The organism is Blautia massiliensis (ex Durand et al. 2017) (assembly GCF_001487165.1).
In the GTDB taxonomy this organism is placed as follows: Bacteria; Bacillota; Clostridia; order Lachnospirales; family Lachnospiraceae; genus Blautia_A; species Blautia_A fusiformis.
In genome coordinates, this window is record NZ_LN913006.1 from 1,283,495 (window position 1) to 1,300,826 (window position 17,332).

General features: G+C 41.3%; 13 protein-coding genes. All 13 read left to right on the top strand.

The window, feature by feature from the left end; genetic code table 11:
- The first annotated feature begins 589 nt into the window (after positions 1-589).
- The 13 genes from BN3261_RS06900 (at position 590) to miaA (ending at position 17,329) form a co-directional block, all read left to right on the top strand.
- On the top strand, positions 590-1,009 hold the full coding sequence (locus BN3261_RS06900) for a DUF4313 domain-containing protein (RefSeq protein ID WP_059085835.1): 420 nt from the start codon (positions 590-592) through the stop codon (positions 1,007-1,009).
- Positions 1,010-1,054: 45 nt separating this feature from the next.
- Positions 1,055-1,390, top strand: a complete 336-nt coding sequence (locus BN3261_RS06905; protein ID WP_059085836.1) for a hypothetical protein — start codon at positions 1,055-1,057, stop codon at positions 1,388-1,390.
- The gene (locus BN3261_RS06910) at positions 1,356-1,769 is read left to right on the top strand and encodes a hypothetical protein (RefSeq protein ID WP_059085837.1); all 414 of its coding nucleotides are present in this window, start codon (positions 1,356-1,358) and stop codon (positions 1,767-1,769) included. Before BN3261_RS06905 ends, BN3261_RS06910 begins: the two co-directional genes overlap by 35 nt.
- 67 nt (positions 1,770-1,836) lie before the next feature.
- Positions 1,837-2,556 (top strand): Cas9 inhibitor AcrIIA9 family protein, encoded by a 720-nt coding sequence (locus BN3261_RS06915; RefSeq protein ID WP_199874104.1) that lies wholly within the window; start codon positions 1,837-1,839, stop codon positions 2,554-2,556.
- 11 nt (positions 2,557-2,567) lie between these two features.
- The gene (locus BN3261_RS06920) at positions 2,568-3,110 is read left to right on the top strand and encodes a DUF7666 domain-containing protein (RefSeq protein ID WP_059085839.1); all 543 of its coding nucleotides are present in this window, start codon (positions 2,568-2,570) and stop codon (positions 3,108-3,110) included.
- A complete protein-coding gene (locus tag BN3261_RS06925; RefSeq protein ID WP_059085840.1) occupies positions 3,107-5,299 on the top strand; it encodes a PcfJ domain-containing protein in 2,193 nt (730 codons plus the stop codon). Before BN3261_RS06920 ends, BN3261_RS06925 begins: the two co-directional genes overlap by 4 nt.
- A 102-nt stretch (positions 5,300-5,401) precedes the next feature.
- Complete coding sequence (locus BN3261_RS06930; protein WP_235812355.1) at positions 5,402-7,591, top strand: PcfJ domain-containing protein; 2,190 nt, start codon at positions 5,402-5,404, stop codon at positions 7,589-7,591.
- A gap of 640 nt (positions 7,592-8,231) precedes the next feature.
- The gene (locus BN3261_RS06935) at positions 8,232-9,779 is read left to right on the top strand and encodes a hypothetical protein (protein WP_059085842.1); all 1,548 of its coding nucleotides are present in this window, start codon (positions 8,232-8,234) and stop codon (positions 9,777-9,779) included.
- Positions 9,780-9,879: 100 nt separating this feature from the next.
- The gene (locus BN3261_RS18385) at positions 9,880-10,077 is read left to right on the top strand and encodes a helix-turn-helix domain-containing protein (protein WP_055066219.1); all 198 of its coding nucleotides are present in this window, start codon (positions 9,880-9,882) and stop codon (positions 10,075-10,077) included.
- An 81-nt stretch (positions 10,078-10,158) separates the two neighbouring features.
- Complete coding sequence (locus BN3261_RS06945) at positions 10,159-11,442, top strand: tyrosine-type recombinase/integrase (RefSeq protein WP_021925869.1); 1,284 nt, start codon at positions 10,159-10,161, stop codon at positions 11,440-11,442.
- Positions 11,443-11,609: 167 nt separating this feature from the next.
- On the top strand, positions 11,610-14,228 hold the full coding sequence (gene mutS / locus BN3261_RS06950; protein WP_110925872.1) for a DNA mismatch repair protein MutS: 2,619 nt from the start codon (positions 11,610-11,612) through the stop codon (positions 14,226-14,228).
- Positions 14,229-14,233: 5 nt separating this feature from the next.
- Positions 14,234-16,348, top strand: a complete 2,115-nt coding sequence (mutL, locus tag BN3261_RS06955; protein WP_059085843.1) for a DNA mismatch repair endonuclease MutL — start codon at positions 14,234-14,236, stop codon at positions 16,346-16,348.
- A 27-nt stretch (positions 16,349-16,375) separates the two neighbouring features.
- Positions 16,376-17,329 carry a tRNA (adenosine(37)-N6)-dimethylallyltransferase MiaA gene (gene miaA, locus BN3261_RS06960; RefSeq protein ID WP_059085844.1) on the top strand — a complete coding sequence of 318 codons (954 nt, stop codon included), beginning with the start codon at positions 16,376-16,378 and terminating at the stop codon, positions 17,327-17,329.
- The last annotated feature ends 3 nt before the right edge of the window (positions 17,330-17,332 follow it).

A 17,332-nucleotide genomic window follows, 5' to 3' on the forward strand; every position in this document is an offset into this window, starting at 1 on the left:
CTTTATATTTTTATTTGTTCTCTTCATTTTGTGTTCCGAAAGGAAATTTTCTACTCATACTATATATCGTAAAAAATTCCGGATGGTAACAAAAACTTTAAAATTCTTTTAAAGTCAAAAAAGAAGTCCACTATTCAGACAATGGATTTTTTACGTTGATGATTTGTCAAATATATATTACAGGAGAGATCAGCATATTATAAGGATTTATCGGCATGCTGGACATGAAAATAGAAGAAAAGTAAAGATGGTAAGTGCACTCAAAAAATGATGTAACAACAAGATATGGTGTTTTATTTACTGTATTTTATTGACGAATGCAATATATTGTGTTACCATATAAATGGATTATTTTTTATGTATGGTTTGCCACGCAGCAAAGTTTTTTGTTCCGGATATGCTGTTCCGGGAGCAACATTTAGGCGAAGGCCTTTTATCAATAGGAAGACATCAAAAATCAAAAGAAGATTTTTGGTGTCTTTTTTTGTTGTCCAAAAACGAAATGTGAAGTGTGCAAAAAAACAGGAAGGGAGGAAATGTAAAATAATCCACAAAAGATGAACAGGAAAATCAAAAAAGGAGGCAGAATATGGGACAGGCTATATGTATTCGAAAAGATGAAAAACCATTGGGATATGACTGGGAATGTGGACATGAGGAATTATATGTCAGAGTGAATATGTACTACAACGGATCTTTGTATGTCGGATTATGGCAAAAGCAAGAGGAATGTGAGGAAAAACTGGAATTATTCGGAGATCTTACAATTGGAGTTATGGGATTTCTAAGGCCAGGGCAGGCAATAATCTCGGATTGCGGAGCAAAAGCAAAGGTTGCGTTTATTGAAAAGTATAAACTCGGAAAAGTTATAGGTAAGAGGAAAATCAATTATGGCAGCTATTATGTCGTAGAGTTTAATCTTGCACGACTTGCACAGCTCGATCCAGAAGGTACGGAAAGATATCTGCTCGAAAATGGTCTTGATCAAAAAGAATTTAAAGCAGATTAGGGTAAAGAGGTACATTTGAAAACCAGGCAATAAAGGTGGTGCGGCATGAAAGACGACGAATATAAGGGATATTACTGTCTGCTGATTGCAATCTTGTGCAATTTGAATGCAGCGGAAGCCAGCACAATGTACGAATACGGACCAGATCATCCGCTTTGCCGGAAAATCCTGAAAAAGAAAGTTCGAAAACCGTCCATAAGAAAGCTCAAGGAAACGGAACAGGCAGCGGCTATGAAGGCTCTTCTTGATCAGGGATACAGCCAGGATGCAGTATCGGAAGCATTTCAGTGTTTTCCATCTACGGTCAGGCGCAGAGTAAGAAAATTAACAGAAAGGAAGGAAACGAATGACAGATCAGAAATTGATTGCAGGAATATTTAATGATTTTTTAGGACTTTATACGGGTAAAATACAGACCGGTATCCGTCCTTTGATTGAAAAATATAAAAACCATCCCATGCTGATGGGGCTCCTCTCCAATTTGGATGAAGCGGCAAAGATTCAGACACCGAAAGCCATGAAAGAAATCTATTCTTTCTATAAAGAATATCGTGGCAGGGATCTGGATGATGCTGACTGGAAGGAACTGACGGAAAAAGCCCGTCAGATCAGTGCAGGATGGGAGGAAAATGAATGGGTTCGCCGTATTGTACTGGAAATGATCAGCCTTTTGGATTCTGATGATGCTGAGAGACGCAGGATTGCATTGGAAGTAGAAAAAGAAATGGAAGCGGCTGAACAGAAAATGAATGCGGCATAAAAAGCAGGCAGAGGCAGGAGATTTTTTCTTCTGCCTCATGTTTTTATCAGGAAAGAAGGGACCGATTATGTTAAATGAGATCATAAAAACTGCAGAAGAATTAAATACAGCAGCATTGTATTACCGCCAGAGCGGGAATATGGATGGTGTGCGGGAACTTGCCAAAGCACATGCAGTTTCCAAAAAACAGACAGAGGAATTTATTCAGGGCAGCCGCTACCGGCTGGTTGATATACCGATTGAGGAAAGAAAGTTTGCGAATGCGTCTGAAAAACTGCGTGCAGAAATGTTTGCCTTAAAGGATGCAGGCTTTGCAGACATCATAGGACAGTATCTCGTAAATCTTGCCAAAACGGATTCTGCTTTAGATGCACAGGTGTTAAAAAAACATAAGATGCTTCAGAGATGTTTGGATTACGTGACGCAAAAAGCCTACAACATTGCACTGGAGGGAACGAAAAAAAAGGGAGAGAACGGCATTCGAGCCAATACAGGCCTGGCACTCTCCGGCGACCAGGTTTTTCCTTGGGTACTTGAATATTATGCGAAAGATGATGAAAAAGAAATAGCAGAAAAAGAGCAGGAAGAAAAGAAAAAGATTCAAAAGGAATGGGATTCGGTAAATAAGAGAACGAAAACAATACCGAAAAACCCGGGGACAAAGAAAGATTCCGAGGTGCATCCCAAAGAAGCAGCGAAGCAGGAAGAAAAGTATATCAGCAAGAAAAAATCAAAAGATTCCGGGCAGATGTCCTTGTTTGACATGATGCAGCCGAAAGAGAGTTAAAGGAGAAGGATATGATCGCATATAAAGGATTTCAAAAGGATTTGAAATGTCGGGGCTTTCAGTTTCAGGAGTATGGCATAAATGAAACGGAAAAAGCAAACTGTAGACAAAATGGATTTCATTGTGCAGAAAACCCACTGGATTGTCTCTGCTATTATCCGAATTGGAAAAATTCCGTGTATTACATAGTAGATGCATCAGGGGATTTGGATGAAGATGGAGAAGATTCAAAAATCTCCTGCACAAAGATGCGCCTGTTAAAGAAAATTGAATTGAGAAGCCTGTTATTACATGGAGCTGCCTACATGGCGAAATATCCAAACCGGAAATGGAACTCCCATGTTGCAAAAGAAAACGGGACCAGCTGCAACGGATTTTGCATTGTACGTGGAAAAGACCCCAAAGCCAAAGGACAAAAGGGCGATTTACTGTTACTTTTAAAGGAGCAGCCTGGTAACAGCCAGATACTGGAAATTGGGGTCATCTGTATCGATGGTCAGAAATATCCGGAGAAAGCATGGATTGATGTGACTGGAAAGCTGGTGGAGTTATGAGAAAAAAGAGGTTGATGGAATTAAAACCATTAAAAGTGATGAACAGACATATCGCCGATGCAAAGAAAACTGAAATATCTTTGAGTCCATTGGAGAAAAAAAGGGGTGAACCCGGAAAATATCGGATGTATTGTCGGGCAGCAGTAGAAAAAGGAATTTTAAAAGTGTATCTGTTTGCCGTAACGGATATTGAGGAGAATATAAACTTTCCAAGGTACCGTCTGTTTATCAGCAGAAAAGAGAGACGGTTTATAACCTATGATGAAAAATTAAAAAAATGGAGAAAGGCACTTCTTGAAAGTATCTTATGGGATGTAAGGATTAATCTTGGCAACATCTATGTAAATGACTGTGATACAAAGGTCATCCAAAAATATTTAAAGACAATGCAACCTGCAATCCGGGCACTGGAAGAGTTTCAGGCGAATATCCGTAAAGAACAAAGGATACGTCATGATAAAAAACTTACAGATTCATGGGACCAAGTGATGAAAACTATATCTGGACTGCCTAAGAACTGGATCGGATGGGTTTCAAAATATGGAATTACGGAACACTATATCTTCTACAAGTATCAGAAAAATGGTGCTACAGAAGGATACTGTACATATTGCAAAAAGCATGTTCCAATCCGTTCACCCAAATATAACCAGAAAGGACATTGTAACGTGTGTGGACAACCGATTACTTTTCGTTCCGTGGGAAAGTCTGGAAGATTTTGTACAAAGTGGTACAGAGTCTATCTTATCCAGAGGAGACGCAAGACTTCTGGTTTTGTGCTCCGGATCTTTCATGCCAGAACGTGGTATAAAAAGGGCGGCTATACAGATTGCGAAACTACCTGCCATGAAGAGCAGAGAAGAATCTTCTCTGCAAATGGAAAGGAAATTTCCAATTTCGTTTATGATCTGTTCAAACAACGGGAAATGCGTTGGATTTCGTGTAGAAGTTCTTGGTATTATACTTGCTGTGACAGTCAATATAAAGGAATGGTTTATCCATATACCCTGTCGGATCTGTCCAGGCATGAATTAAAAGAAACAGGTCTGCGTGAGTACGCCCTTGGTCAGAAAAAGATAGATCCTGGAAAATATCTTTACCTGTGGAAAACGTATCCGGTACTGGAACAGATTGTAAAAGCGGGGCTTTTCCAGTTAGTTGATGATGTACTGGACCACAGGGCAGCAGATGCAATAAAAAGAAAAGGCAGAAAACCAACAGAATTCCTGTCCGTAGATAAGAAAGAGTTTCGAAGACTCCGAGATATGAATGGCGGGGTAAAAGAACTTAAATGGCTGCAACTTGAAAAGAGTACAGGAAAAACAATCGGGGATGAAGAAATATGCTGGATGGTAAAAGAAGGATTTGAACCAAACGACCTGAAGTTTGTTCTGGATCAGATGAGCATCTGCCAGATTCGACATTATCTTGTGAAACAATCAGAAAAATCCGGGGATGATATCAGCCATGTGCTGCAGGTGTGGAACGATTATCTTTCTATGGCAAAAAGACTGGGAATGGATATACATGATTCCATTATTTACCGTACCAGAGATCTTCAACTGCGCCATAAAGAGGCGGTTTTGAAGATAGAAGAAATGAAACGCGGAATCCGACGCAGGGAGCTGGAAGAAAAGTATGTCGGATTTCAGAAACATCTCATTGATTTGAAAGAAAAATATGAGTTCAGTGACGGTGAATATCAGGTCATTGCGCCAAAGAATATCGATGACATCCTATATGAAGGTGATACTCTTCATCACTGTGTAAATAAGACGGATACTTATTTTGACCGGATCGTTTCAAAGGAAAGCTATATCCTGTTTTTGCGGGAAAAAGAGAATCCGAAAGTACCGTTTTATACACTGGAAGTTGAACCAGATGGAACCATCCGGCAAAAACGTGCGGAATTTAACCGTCAAAATAAGGACATTGATAAGGTGACTTCTTTTTTAACATTGTGGCAGAAGGAAATTCAGAAGCGATTAACCAAAAAAGATCGTAAGAGCACAGAAGAAAGCAGGAAGCTCAGGCAGCAGAACTATCAGGAGATACGTGATAAGCATGTAGTTGTCCATGGCGGAGCATTTGCTGGGGAACTTCTGGCTGATCTTTTAGAGAAAGACTTAATGGACCTACCAGTGGAATCGGCAGAAAACGAAGAAAGCCCTACTGAAATAGCGGCGTAAATAAAAGGATAAAGTGGATGCGGCAGGGAGTTCCCCTGCTGCATTTGAGCAGAAAAGAGAAAATGACATTATATGCAGCAGAAAATGAAGGAGAGGACGGATATGAATAAAAAAGAATTGCGTAACATGAAATTGCTGGAAGCTACGGATGAACTGATAAAACTTGCAAAAGAAGATGTGCCAGTAAGAGATGAAGGATACTATACGGAGCAGCTGATTTATCAGAGGGGGCTATATTTACGTGCAGAAGTAGAAAACAATATTTTAAAGGTAGCATTTTATCTGGCAGAATATCTTTCCATGGACTGTCGGAAACCTGTATATACATTATATATTGATAAAAAGAACGATGTTTTTAAAGGGTATGATTACCGGACAAAGAAATGGTCAGATAGTATGCTGGATAAGACCATTTTCTCAAAATGGTTATATCAGGAAAATTCTTATATGAAAGAGGCGGATACAGCGTTGATCCAAAAGTATCTTGAAAGTGAATATGACGATGCTTTTTATGCACTGTATGTATATCAACGTGAGCAGAGACACCGGAGGCTGGGAATGAAATATGAAAAAATTCTGACAAGCTGGGATCAGTGTATGGATAGACTTCCAAAAATTCCGAAAGACTGGCTGAGATGGCAGAAAAAAGTTGGAGTTACCCAGAATTTTATCTTTTATCATTACAGCCGCAGGAAAGATCAGACAGGATATTGTAGCTGGTGTGAAAGCGAAGTTCCAATCAGCCATCCTCACCATAATGCAGTGGGGCATTGCCCAAAATGCAGACATCAGATTCAATATAAAGCATTAGGCCGGGCCAAAAATATAGAAACCCCAAAAGAGACTGCATACCTGCTTCAGACCTGTGGAGATAATGTGTTTGTTTTGAGAGAATTCCAGCTTCAGATGCTCATAGTAAGCAGCTCATATAAAAAACCAGTATATTCTTTCTTTGAGCGCCGGAGAATCCTGTATGATGAAAAATTAAATACAAAAGAATATTATTTTGGCCGTCATCATTGGACAAAAGAAAGCCGATGGATCCAGGGTAAATTACAGGTTCCACTGTATCCAGGTTACGGTGGCTATATGACATATGAAAAATATAATATGGGAAATATTTATGGAAAATCACTGTATGGCATTAAAAACAGGACATTCCGTAGGACAGGATTCTACGAATATGCAAAAGCCAAAAAGTATTTAGATCCGGTAAGTTTTTTTGAAATGGTTAAAGAAAGACCTTATCTGGAACGGCTCATTAAAGCAGGACTTTATCATCTCGTAGAAGACATTATGGATAATAAAGCACAGATTTATTGTAAAGATTCCGGAAACCTTGGAAAAGCACTGGGAATTGACAGGTTCCGCTTGAAAAGGTTACGTACAAACAATGGGGGAGAGATTTTTCTTCAATGGCTGTTGCTTGAAAAAACCCAAAACAAGTTGATCTGTGACGATGTGATTTCATGGATGTGCCTGGAAAAACTTAAACCAGCGGCTCTTATGTTCATTATGGATCGTATGGCTCCTTTACAGATTAAAAATTATCTGGAAAAGCAGGCAGCAGAAAGTGGGGAATCCGTGAAAAACCTGATCAAAACATGGAAGGATTATCTCAATATGGCAATTCGGGTCGGAGTGAATGTGCAGGATTCTGTTATCTACCGTGCACGAAAGCTCATGCAGAGACATAATGAAATGATAAAAGAGATAGAAGCAAAAGATTTGATTTTAAGAGCCGGAGAGCTGGAAAAGAAATATCCAGGTCTGAATCGTATATGCAGGGATTTGAAAAAATATGAATATGCGGACAAAGAGTATCGGATCGTTGTGCCGGAAAAAGTGGATGATATTTTGTATGAAGCAAAACTGATGCATCACTGCGTAAATAATACAGAAACCTATTATGAACGAATGAGCCAGCAGGAATCCTATATCCTGTTTTTGAGAACGGCAGAACAACCAACGGAGGCATACTATACGCTTGAAGTGGAACCGGATGGAACCATAAGGCAGACACGCACTTTTTATAACCAGCAGAATGAAGATATCGAGCTTGCAAGGGATTTTCTTGTAAAATGGCAGAAACAATTAAAAAAGAAACTGGCAAAAGAAGATTATAAACTGGCTGTAAAAAGTCAGAGTCTTAGGAAAAAAGAGATTGACGAGCTCCGCAGCAAAGGCGTTCGTGTAAACGGTGTTGGGTATTGCAACAAATTGCTTGCTGAAATTCTGGAGGAAGATTTAATGGAGGCAGGGAATCAGGAACTGGAAGAACAGGCCGCATAATAGCAGATTGATATATCACAAAAGTAACTTTAACAGTAAAAATGAAATTCCTGTGAAAATTCTGGGATATTTACGGAAACCGCTCTGAAATTCTCTTTTATTTAAGTATAAGGGATTTTATGTAATTTCTTAAATATACTCGAAACGGAGGATGAGCTTTGGAGGAAAAATTAAAGTTGCTTTGGCTGGTATTGATCTTTGTTGATTTTGGGCTTATGTTTATTTCATTTCCAATTCTGATGTATGTAATTTTTGTCTGAGCTGAATATAAAAAGCTTATTGTAAATGTCCTGTTTTCCGGTGAAAAGACCGGAGGGGCATTTACATTATGCAACAGCTAATGTATATGTTTCCAGAGATGCGAGTAAAATACTACTCTGTTGAAACTATCTAAAGACGTTCATGAAATTGACATTAAGAATCTGGAATGATACGATAAAATTAAACATTTTGCAAAACAGATTGCACAAAATTTTATTCTGATACGGGGTCAGAATTTTATACTTTATACCGCGTCTGCGGATCAACCGATAAAGACACAAAAAGAGTAAAATGGACTCTTGGAGTGTCTTTTTTTGTTTAGCAAAATGTTTTAACATGTATCAGATCCAATCACGATAAAAGGAGGAAAGAAGTTTTTATGCCACGTAAAATCAGATCAAATTACATGGAGAAATTCAAATTTGTGTACAATGGCAGAACTTTTGAAAGTAAGCATAAATGCTGTAACTTTTATGGAATATGTTACCGTAGTGTAATGGCGTATCAGAATCAATATAAATGTAGAACTGAAGAAGCGATTACACATTTTATTGAATTGAAAAAAAGTAAAGAGATCATATTCCGAAATCGAAAATGGGCCAGCATTAAGACTTGTTGTGAATTTTATGATATAAACGAAGCTTCCGTTAAAACAGATATTTGGAATCGAAAGTGCACACCACAGGAAGCAATTGAACGGGCAATAGAATGGAAAAAGGCACATGAAATCACATATCATGGAGTGAAGTATCCATCACTTCCTCAATGCTGTGAAGAATTGGGAATAAATCCTATATCCGTACGTTTGTATATGGAAAAGAATGGAGTTTCTTCTACACGTGCGATTACACATTACATTAAATCTAAAAAACAAAGAATCTTTGCATTCCGGGGAAAAGAATACAATAGTTTCACGGAATGTTGTCTCGCGTATGGCCTGAACCCCAAAATTGTAAGAAGTGCTGCCTATAGAACCAAAAGCTCCTTGCCAGAGACGTTGGAAAAAAATGTTTCTCATATGGAAGGTTGCGTGCCACAGGAATCCACCGAAAATGATGAGAATTCTGGAAACAAGGTAATATCAAAAAAAAGGCACCGCGCAAAAGAACCATTCTTTTATGAAGGGGAAAAATATGTTTCCCTTGGACAGTGTTGTGAGATATACGGAATTAATGAAACCAGTGTACGGGCCAGAGCATGGCGGATTCATTGCACCTGGGAAGAGGCTGTAAAACATTTTATAGAAAAAAGCAATGCGGATGAACTAAAAAAGATATTTGTATATAAGGGAAAAGAATATCAAAGTGTTGCTGAATGCTGCAGAAAGTATGATGTTCGTGCCGCCAGTGTCCGTAACCGGGCTTCCTCGACTGGATGTAGTATAGAAGAGGCCCTGGATCATTTCATAAAGAAAAAAATAGTGACAAAGAAAAATGAATTTGTATTCCGAAATAAAAGCTATGAAACGTTGGAAGAATGCTGTGAGGTTTATGGTGTGAATGCAAACAGCGTATCTTCAAGAAAGTATAGATTAGGGTGCAGCACAGATGAATCGTTGGAACATTTTATTGCAAACAAAGAGATAATAGAAGAAAGGATACAGAAGTTTACATTTAAGGGGATGGAATACCCCAGCCTCCGAGCATGCTGCAAAAAATATGGCATTGAGGATGCGTGTGTAAGGCAGAGAGCCAGAGATAAAAATTGTTCCATAGAAGAATCATTTGAGCATTTTATGACAAGAAAAAGAAAAAAGATGCTGGATAATCCTGAATTTGATTATCATGGAACCCTTTATCCATCGCTTAAGGAATGCTGCGAAAAATTAAAGATAAGTAAAAATAGTGTAGTAAGCAAAAGTCGTCGGAGCGGATGCAGCTTACAGGAAGCGGTAGAATATTATGTAAAAAAGCAGCACAATAAATAAAACAAAATCACAGGGACTCGCAGGAAGTCCGTTTGTAGAATCCATAGGAGAGGAGGAACAGCCAATATCATCTGCCTGCAGATATTGGCTGTAATTATATATGATACATAAAAAGAAACAACCGGCAGCAGATAACGATAAGATTCTTATATCAGTTAAGGAAGCCTGTGAACTGACAGGGCTTTCTGAGAAAACAATGCGAACACTTATGAACAATAATACCTTCATGGTACGAATTGGGCGAAGAACCCTGATTGATAAGAAAAAATTTCAGAAATGGATAGATCGGCAGTCTTGAAAGGTTTTTGGGGTTGTGTTAAAATTAAGTCCAGTGCCATGCATGATCATCTATTGTTATTAGAAAAAGGATGGTAATGTTATGGGAAAAAATCTAAAAGGAAAAGAAATAGGTAAGGGAATCCGACAAAGAAAAGATGGGCGGTATGAAGCCAGAATCACAATTAAGGGTTCTGGCAAACCGCCTTTTTCTATCTATGGAACAAATCTTCAGCAAGTGAGAAAGCAAAGAAGCATGTATTTAGCGGAGGTTCTCCCAGGTGTTCCAGGCTTTGATTCGAGTATGTCCGTTTCAAAATGGTATGAGAAATGGATGGAACTTTATAAGGTTCGGAATCTTAAAGCAACCACGATAAGAAATTATGAAGATGGTTTTAGAAGAACGGAAGAATACATCGGTTACATGAAACTGGTAGATATCAAACCGGAACATATTCTTGACATGATTAAAAAATTGGAGGATGAAGGATACGCTCCTACATCAATCAAGCAATCATTAAGTGTCGTGCATCAAATGTTTGAGAGGGCAGCAGCCAGTAAAATGATTCCATCGGATCCTACAGCAGAAGTTAAGCTTTCCGTTGAGGCACCGGGAGAAGTGTTGGCAGAACCTACAGAAGAAGCTTTGGATGTAAAAGAGAATTGTCTTAGTACAGACGAAAGCCATCGCTTTTTGGAAACCATTAAAGGAGACCGTTATGAGGAACTTTTCTTGATTTTGATGCATACGGGAATGCGTATAGGCGAAGTGCTTGCCTTACAATGGAGAGATGTCAATTTCGATGAAAAATATCTTCGTGTATACAAAACGCTAAACAGAGTCAAATTGTATTATGACAAGCAGGGAAAGAAACTTGCTGAGCCGTATTATGTTACACAGATTACATCACCGAAAAAAAAGAAAAGTGTCAGAATAATTCCGCTGCCAGATATTGCAATTGAAGCCTTTTTGAGCTGGAAAGAAAAACAGAATCAGGACAAAAAAGTGTTAGGCAAGAAATGGGGAACTGGAAATGATCTTCTAAAAAAATATCCTGGACTGATATTTACAACATCAACAGGAATGAGTTATCTTCCTGGCAATGCTGAAGATGAATGTGAGCGAATCAAAAATATTGTAAATAAGCAAGAAGCATTAGAGGCTGAAAAAGAAGGTCGAGAAGCAGAAATGTTAGATGTAACTCCACATAGCTTTCGTCATACTTTTGTAACAAGATGTGTACAATCTGGAATGAAACCGGCTACGGTAGGTAAAATCAGCGGTCATTCTACTCAGAAAATGACAGAGTATTATACGCATCTTGAACAGGGGTATGTAAAAGATGAATACAAACGGTATGATGAAAAGTATGGAAAAGAAAGCTGATTTTGCTGATGAAATGAGATTTTAGGAAGAGGTTTAAATATTTGGAAAAAACAAGAAACACTGAAGAAGAAAAAAAAATGGGTCAAAAGTGGGTCAAAGAGGAACATAAAGCATCTACAAGCCGCGTAAATACAGGGTTTCCAGTTAACACAGGGAAATTATCACCGATGATGAAAGAATACGTAAAGACCAAAGAAGAGTACAGCGACTGTATCCTTTTTTACCGTCTGGGCGATTTTTATGAAATGTTCTTTGAGGATGCACTGACTGCATCCAGGGAACTGGAAATTACACTTACAGGAAAAGACTGCGGACTGGAAGAGAGAGCGCCCATGTGTGGCGTTCCTTTTCATGCTGCGGAAACTTATATCAACCGGCTGATCGAAAAGGGCTATAAGGTTGCCATCTGCGAACAGGTAGAAGATCCGAAAAAAGCCAAGGGTCTTGTTAAACGAGAGGTTGTCCGCATTGTCACACCGGGAACTACTCTGGATACCATGTCACTTGACGAGTCCAAAAACAATTATCTGATGTCCATTGTCTCCATTGGAGAGAATTTTGGCTGTGCAATTGCAGATATCACAACCGGTGACTGTTTTCTCACAGAACTGGATAAACCACAGAAGCTTCTGGATGAGATCAATAAATTCACACCTGCCGAGATCATCTGCAACGACGCCTTTCTTTTAAGCGGTGTGGATGTAGCGGATCTGAAGGGGCGTCTTGGGATCTGTGTATTTGCTCTGGATCCCTGGTACTTTGACGACCAGCTGTGCCAGAAAACCCTGAAAGAGCATTTTCACGTCGGAAATCTGGAAGGTCTCGGGATCGGAGATTATGACAGCGGGATCATTGCTTCCGGTGCACTGTTCCTGTATCTGAAGGAAACACAGAAAACAGCACTTTCCCATATGGCAAGCATCCGCCCTTACTCTGCTGAAAAATATATGCTCATCGACAGCTCCAGCCGTCGTAACCTGGAGCTTGTGGAAACCATGCGCGAAAAGCAGAAAAGAGGTTCTCTTCTCTGGGTTCTGGATAAAACCAAAACTGCCATGGGTGCAAGAACCCTTCGTTCTTATGTGGAGCAGCCTCTGATCGATGCAGAGGAAATCGAAAAAAGACTTGGTGCCCTGGAAGAACTGAACGCAAAACCTATGGATCGTGATGAGATCCGGGAATACTTAAATCCGATCTACGATCTGGAACGTCTGATAAGCCGTATCAGCTACAAATCTGCCAACCCAAGAGATCTGGTTTCCTTTGCCTCTTCCCTGGAAATGCTGCCTTATATAAAGCAGATCCTTGCAGAATTTAACTCTCCGCTGCTTACGCAGATCAATGAAGACATGGATCCACTGTCAGACATTACCACTCTGATCCGTAATTCCATTGCTGATGATCCGCCCCTTGCCCAGAAGGACGGTGGTATCATTCGGGAAGGTTATAATGAAGATGTGGATAAATTCCGCCGCTCCCGGACAGATGGAAAGAAGTGGTTATCTGAGTTGGAAGCAAGAGAGCGGGAACGCACCGGTATTAAGAGCCTGAAGATCAAATATAACCGTGTATTCGGCTATTCCCTGGAAGTTACCAACACCTTCAAGGATCTCGTGCCGGAGGACTATATCCGCAAACAGACCCTTACCAACGCAGAGCGTTACATCACCCAGGAGCTGAAGGATCTGGAGGATCTGATCCTTGGAGCGGAAGATAAGCTTTATGCATTGGAATTTGAACTGTTTTCAGATATCCGTGATCAGGTTGGAGCTGAGGTTGTCCGTATCCAGCGTACTGCAAAGGCAGTAGCTGCTCTGGATGTTTTTGCTTCCCTTGCACTGGTTGCACAGAGGAATAACTTTGTCCGGCCCAAGATCAATGAGACCGGCCTCATTGATATCCGAAATGGCCGCCACCCGGTTGTGGAACAGATGATCGAAAACGATATGTTTATTCCAAATGATACGTATCTTGACAACCACAAAAAACGTATCTCCATTATCACAGGACCGAATATGGCCGGAAAATCCACATACATGCGCCAGACAGCATTGATCGTACTAATGGCACAGATCGGAAGCTTTGTTCCTGCGGACAGTGCGAATATCGGTGTGGTTGACCGGATCTTCACCCGTGTGGGAGCATCCGATGACCTTGCAAGCGGACAGAGTACCTTTATGGTGGAGATGACAGAGGTTGCCAACATTCTTCGTAATGCCACTTCCCGAAGTCTTCTGATCCTGGATGAGATCGGACGTGGAACCAGTACCTTTGACGGCCTTTCCATTGCCTGGGCAGTGATCGAACACATCAGCAACACCAAACTCTGCGGCGCCAAGACCTTATTTGCGACCCATTATCATGAGCTTACCGAACTGGAAGGCAAGCTTTCCGGTGTCAACAACTACTGTATCGCTGTCAAGGAAAAAGGCGACGATATCGTATTCCTGCGTAAGATCGTAAAAGGCGGAGCAGATAAAAGCTATGGTATCCAGGTAGCCAAGCTTGCCGGTGTTCCGGATTCCGTGATCCAGCGTGCCAAGGAGCTGGTAGAGGAGCTCAGTGATGCAGATATCACTGCAGCTGTAAAAGATCTGACTGCTCCAAAGAAAAAGCAGAAGATCACCTATGATCAGTTAGATATGGCACAGATGTCACTGTTTGACACGGTACAGGACAATGATATCATTGAAGAGATCAAAAACCTGGAGATCGGGAATCTGACACCAATGGAAGCTTTGAATATTCTCTATAACCTGCAGAACAAAATTAAGAACCGGTGGTGATCCCCTTGAAAAAAATTGCAGTTTTAGACCAGAATACCATTGATAAGATTGCAGCAGGAGAGGTCGTAGAGCGCCCCTCCTCTGTTGTAAAAGAGCTTGTGGAAAATGCCATTGACGCAGGTGCTACCGCTATTACTGTAGAGATCACAGACGGCGGAAAAAAGCTGATCCGTATCACGGACAATGGCTCCGGAATGGATGCAGAGCAGGTTCCGCTTGCTTTTCTCCGCCATGCCACAAGTAAAATTGAAAAAGTAGAAGACCTGACCCACATTGCCTCTCTTGGCTTCCGTGGTGAAGCACTTTCCAGTATTGCCGCCGTCTCCCAGGTGGAGCTGATCACAAAGACTCCTTCCGGGATCAGTGGTACCCGTTATGTGATCGAAGGTGGAAAAGAACAGTCTCTGGAGGAAATGGGGGCACCGGAGGGAACAACATTTCTGATCCGAAACCTCTTTTACAATACACCTGCAAGGAGCAAATTCCTAAAATCCGATATGACAGAAGCCGGTTACATCAATACTCTGATGGAGCAGCTGGCGCTTTCCCATCCGGAAATCTCCTTTAAATATATCCAGAACCGTCAGGTAAAGCTTTCCAGTTCCGGAAACTACAGCGTAAAAGATGTGATCTACAGTGTCTACGGCCGGGAGATTGCCAAGGCGCTTCTGGATGTTTCCTACGAAAATGATTTCATGAAGATCGAGGGCTTTGTGGGGAAACCGGAGATTTCCAGAGGAAACCGTACTTTTGAGAATTATTATATCAATGGCCGATATGTAAAAAACAAGATCATTACCAAGGCCATTGAGGACGGATATAAAGGACTTGTCATGCAGCATAAATTTCCGTTTGTCTCACTTCGGATCGAAATGGACGGCAATGACCTGGATGTTAATGTGCATCCCGCAAAGAGAGAAGTGCGTTTTGCCAGAGAAACCGAAGTTTATGCGGCCATTTATGAAACTGTCCGCAAGGTATTGACCCACAGAGAACTGATCCCTCAGGTATCTGTTGGAAAAGACGAACCGACACCCCGCACAGAACAGATAAAGCCAGGAAGTATTCCGGAGCCTTTTGAAGTAAAACGGCGGCAGGAGATGTACGGTCACCCGAATCGGACGGCAAATATAGCTTCCCATGCTGCACCGACAGCTTCTGAAGTACGTAGTACAGCGCCGGTTCCATCGATACCTTATAATAAGCCAACAAATGGTACCGCCTCCTATGGTTCAGCTGAAACAGCTCACAATTCTTCAGCTTCTTCTGCAGATAAATACAAACGTGTGGATTCTCTGCGGGAAAATCCCGTATATGAAGCGCAGCCTTTCACAAAAGAAGAAGAGGAAATGTTTTCCGGAACATTAAAAGACGGAAGAAATGAAAATTCCGCTGCAGAAACAGCAGATTATGAAGTGATTTCTGAAAAGCCTGCTGAATCGGCACCTCCTGAGGTAGACAACGAGCCGATCAAATCGCAGGAACAGGAACCGCCAAAACAGCTGGAACTGTTCGAAGAACGGCTTCTTGCTCCTGAATCCAGAAGCCGCCACAGACTGATCGGACAGCTGTTTGATACCTACTGGCTGGTACAGTTTGAGGATAATTTTTATATCATTGACCAGCATGCTGCCCATGAAAAAGTATATTATGAGCGATTCGTAAAGCAGTTTCAGTCCCAGAACATCCAGTCCCAGTATGTAAGTCCCCCACTGATCGTTTCACTCAGCCTTGAGGAGGAGAATCTGCTGAAGGCAAACAAAAAGTATTTCCGGGATTTCGGCTTTGAGATCGAACCCTTTGGCGGAAGGGAGTACAGTATCAGTGCGGTTCCCTCCAGCCTTCTGGGAATGACAGAAGAAGAGCTGTTTCTGGAAATGCTGGACCATCTCACTGCAGACGGTTCCAAGGATGCCTTTGAAATTTTTGCCTCAAGGCTTGCGACCATGGCCTGTAAGGCTGCTGTAAAAGGCAATCATTCCATGTCACCTCAGGAAGCTGATAAGCTGATCGATGAATTATTGACACTGGAAAATCCTTATAACTGTCCTCATGGAAGACCAACGATCATTGCCATGAGTAAGACAGAAATCGAAAAAAAATTCAAGCGTATCGTATAAGATACTTAACATAAACGGAGGAAATATATGAAAAAACCTCTTATCGTGCTTACCGGGCCTACTGCCGTGGGAAAAACAAAGCTTTCCATTGCCCTTGCAAAAGCAGTAAACGGAGAGATCATTTCCGCGGATTCCATGCAGGTTTACCGCCATATGGATATCGGTTCCGCCAAGATCACGCCGGAAGAAATGGATGGCGTCCCACATCATCTGGTGGATGTACTGGAGCCAACAGAAGATTTCAACATTGTCCTTTTTCAGCAGATGGCAAAAGATGCCATGGACAAAATTTATGACAAAGGCCGGATTCCGATCCTGGTAGGCGGCACAGGATTTTATATTCAGTCTGTGACCAGAGATATTGATTTTACCAGCTCCGACCAGGATGAACATTACCGCAGGGAGCTGGAAGAGCTGGCAGAGCAGAAGGGGCCTGCATTTCTCCATGACATGCTTGCCAAGGTCGATCCCAAGTCAGCCGAAGATATCCATGAGAACAATGTCAAGCGGGTGATACGTGCCCTGGAATTTTATAAACAGAACGGTACCAGGATCTCCGAACATAATGAAGAACAGAAGGAGCATACCAGTCCCTATGCACTGGCTTATTTCGTCCTGAACGCACCACGCCCACTTCTCTATGAACGCATTGACACAAGAGTGGACGAAATGCTGAAAAACGGTCTGACAGAAGAAGTTAAAAAGCTTCGGGAGATGGGCTGCCACAGGGGAATGGTTTCCATGCAGGGGCTTGGCTATAAGGAAATCCTGGACTGGATGGACGGAAACTATTCTTATGAGGAAGCCGTAAGGGTCCTGAAACGTGACACCAGACACTTTGCCAAACGTCAGCTTACCTGGTTCCGCAGAGAAGGCGAAGTAACCTGGGTAGATAAAGATAACTTTGATTACGATGACAGCAGGATCCTTTCCTACATGCTTTCTGTATGCAGGGAAAAGGGAATCCTCCCTGCCAAATAAAAT

Coding starts and splice junctions, on each gene's coding strand:
- BN3261_RS06920 (WP_059085839.1), top strand. CDS start 2,568: ATGATCGCATATAAAGGATTTCAAAAGGATTTGAAATGTCGGGGCTTT.
- BN3261_RS06900 (WP_059085835.1), top strand. CDS start 590: ATGGGACAGGCTATATGTATTCGAAAAGATGAAAAACCATTGGGATAT.
- BN3261_RS06930 (WP_235812355.1), top strand. CDS start 5,402: ATGAATAAAAAAGAATTGCGTAACATGAAATTGCTGGAAGCTACGGAT.
- miaA (WP_059085844.1), top strand. CDS start 16,376: ATGAAAAAACCTCTTATCGTGCTTACCGGGCCTACTGCCGTGGGAAAA.
- mutS (WP_110925872.1), top strand. CDS start 11,610: ATGATGAAAGAATACGTAAAGACCAAAGAAGAGTACAGCGACTGTATC.
- BN3261_RS06905 (WP_059085836.1), top strand. CDS start 1,055: ATGAAAGACGACGAATATAAGGGATATTACTGTCTGCTGATTGCAATC.
- BN3261_RS06935 (WP_059085842.1), top strand. CDS start 8,232: ATGCCACGTAAAATCAGATCAAATTACATGGAGAAATTCAAATTTGTG.
- BN3261_RS06925 (WP_059085840.1), top strand. CDS start 3,107: ATGAGAAAAAAGAGGTTGATGGAATTAAAACCATTAAAAGTGATGAAC.
- BN3261_RS18385 (WP_055066219.1), top strand. CDS start 9,880: ATGATACATAAAAAGAAACAACCGGCAGCAGATAACGATAAGATTCTT.
- BN3261_RS06945 (WP_021925869.1), top strand. CDS start 10,159: ATGGGAAAAAATCTAAAAGGAAAAGAAATAGGTAAGGGAATCCGACAA.
- BN3261_RS06915 (WP_199874104.1), top strand. CDS start 1,837: ATGTTAAATGAGATCATAAAAACTGCAGAAGAATTAAATACAGCAGCA.
- BN3261_RS06910 (WP_059085837.1), top strand. CDS start 1,356: ATGACAGATCAGAAATTGATTGCAGGAATATTTAATGATTTTTTAGGA.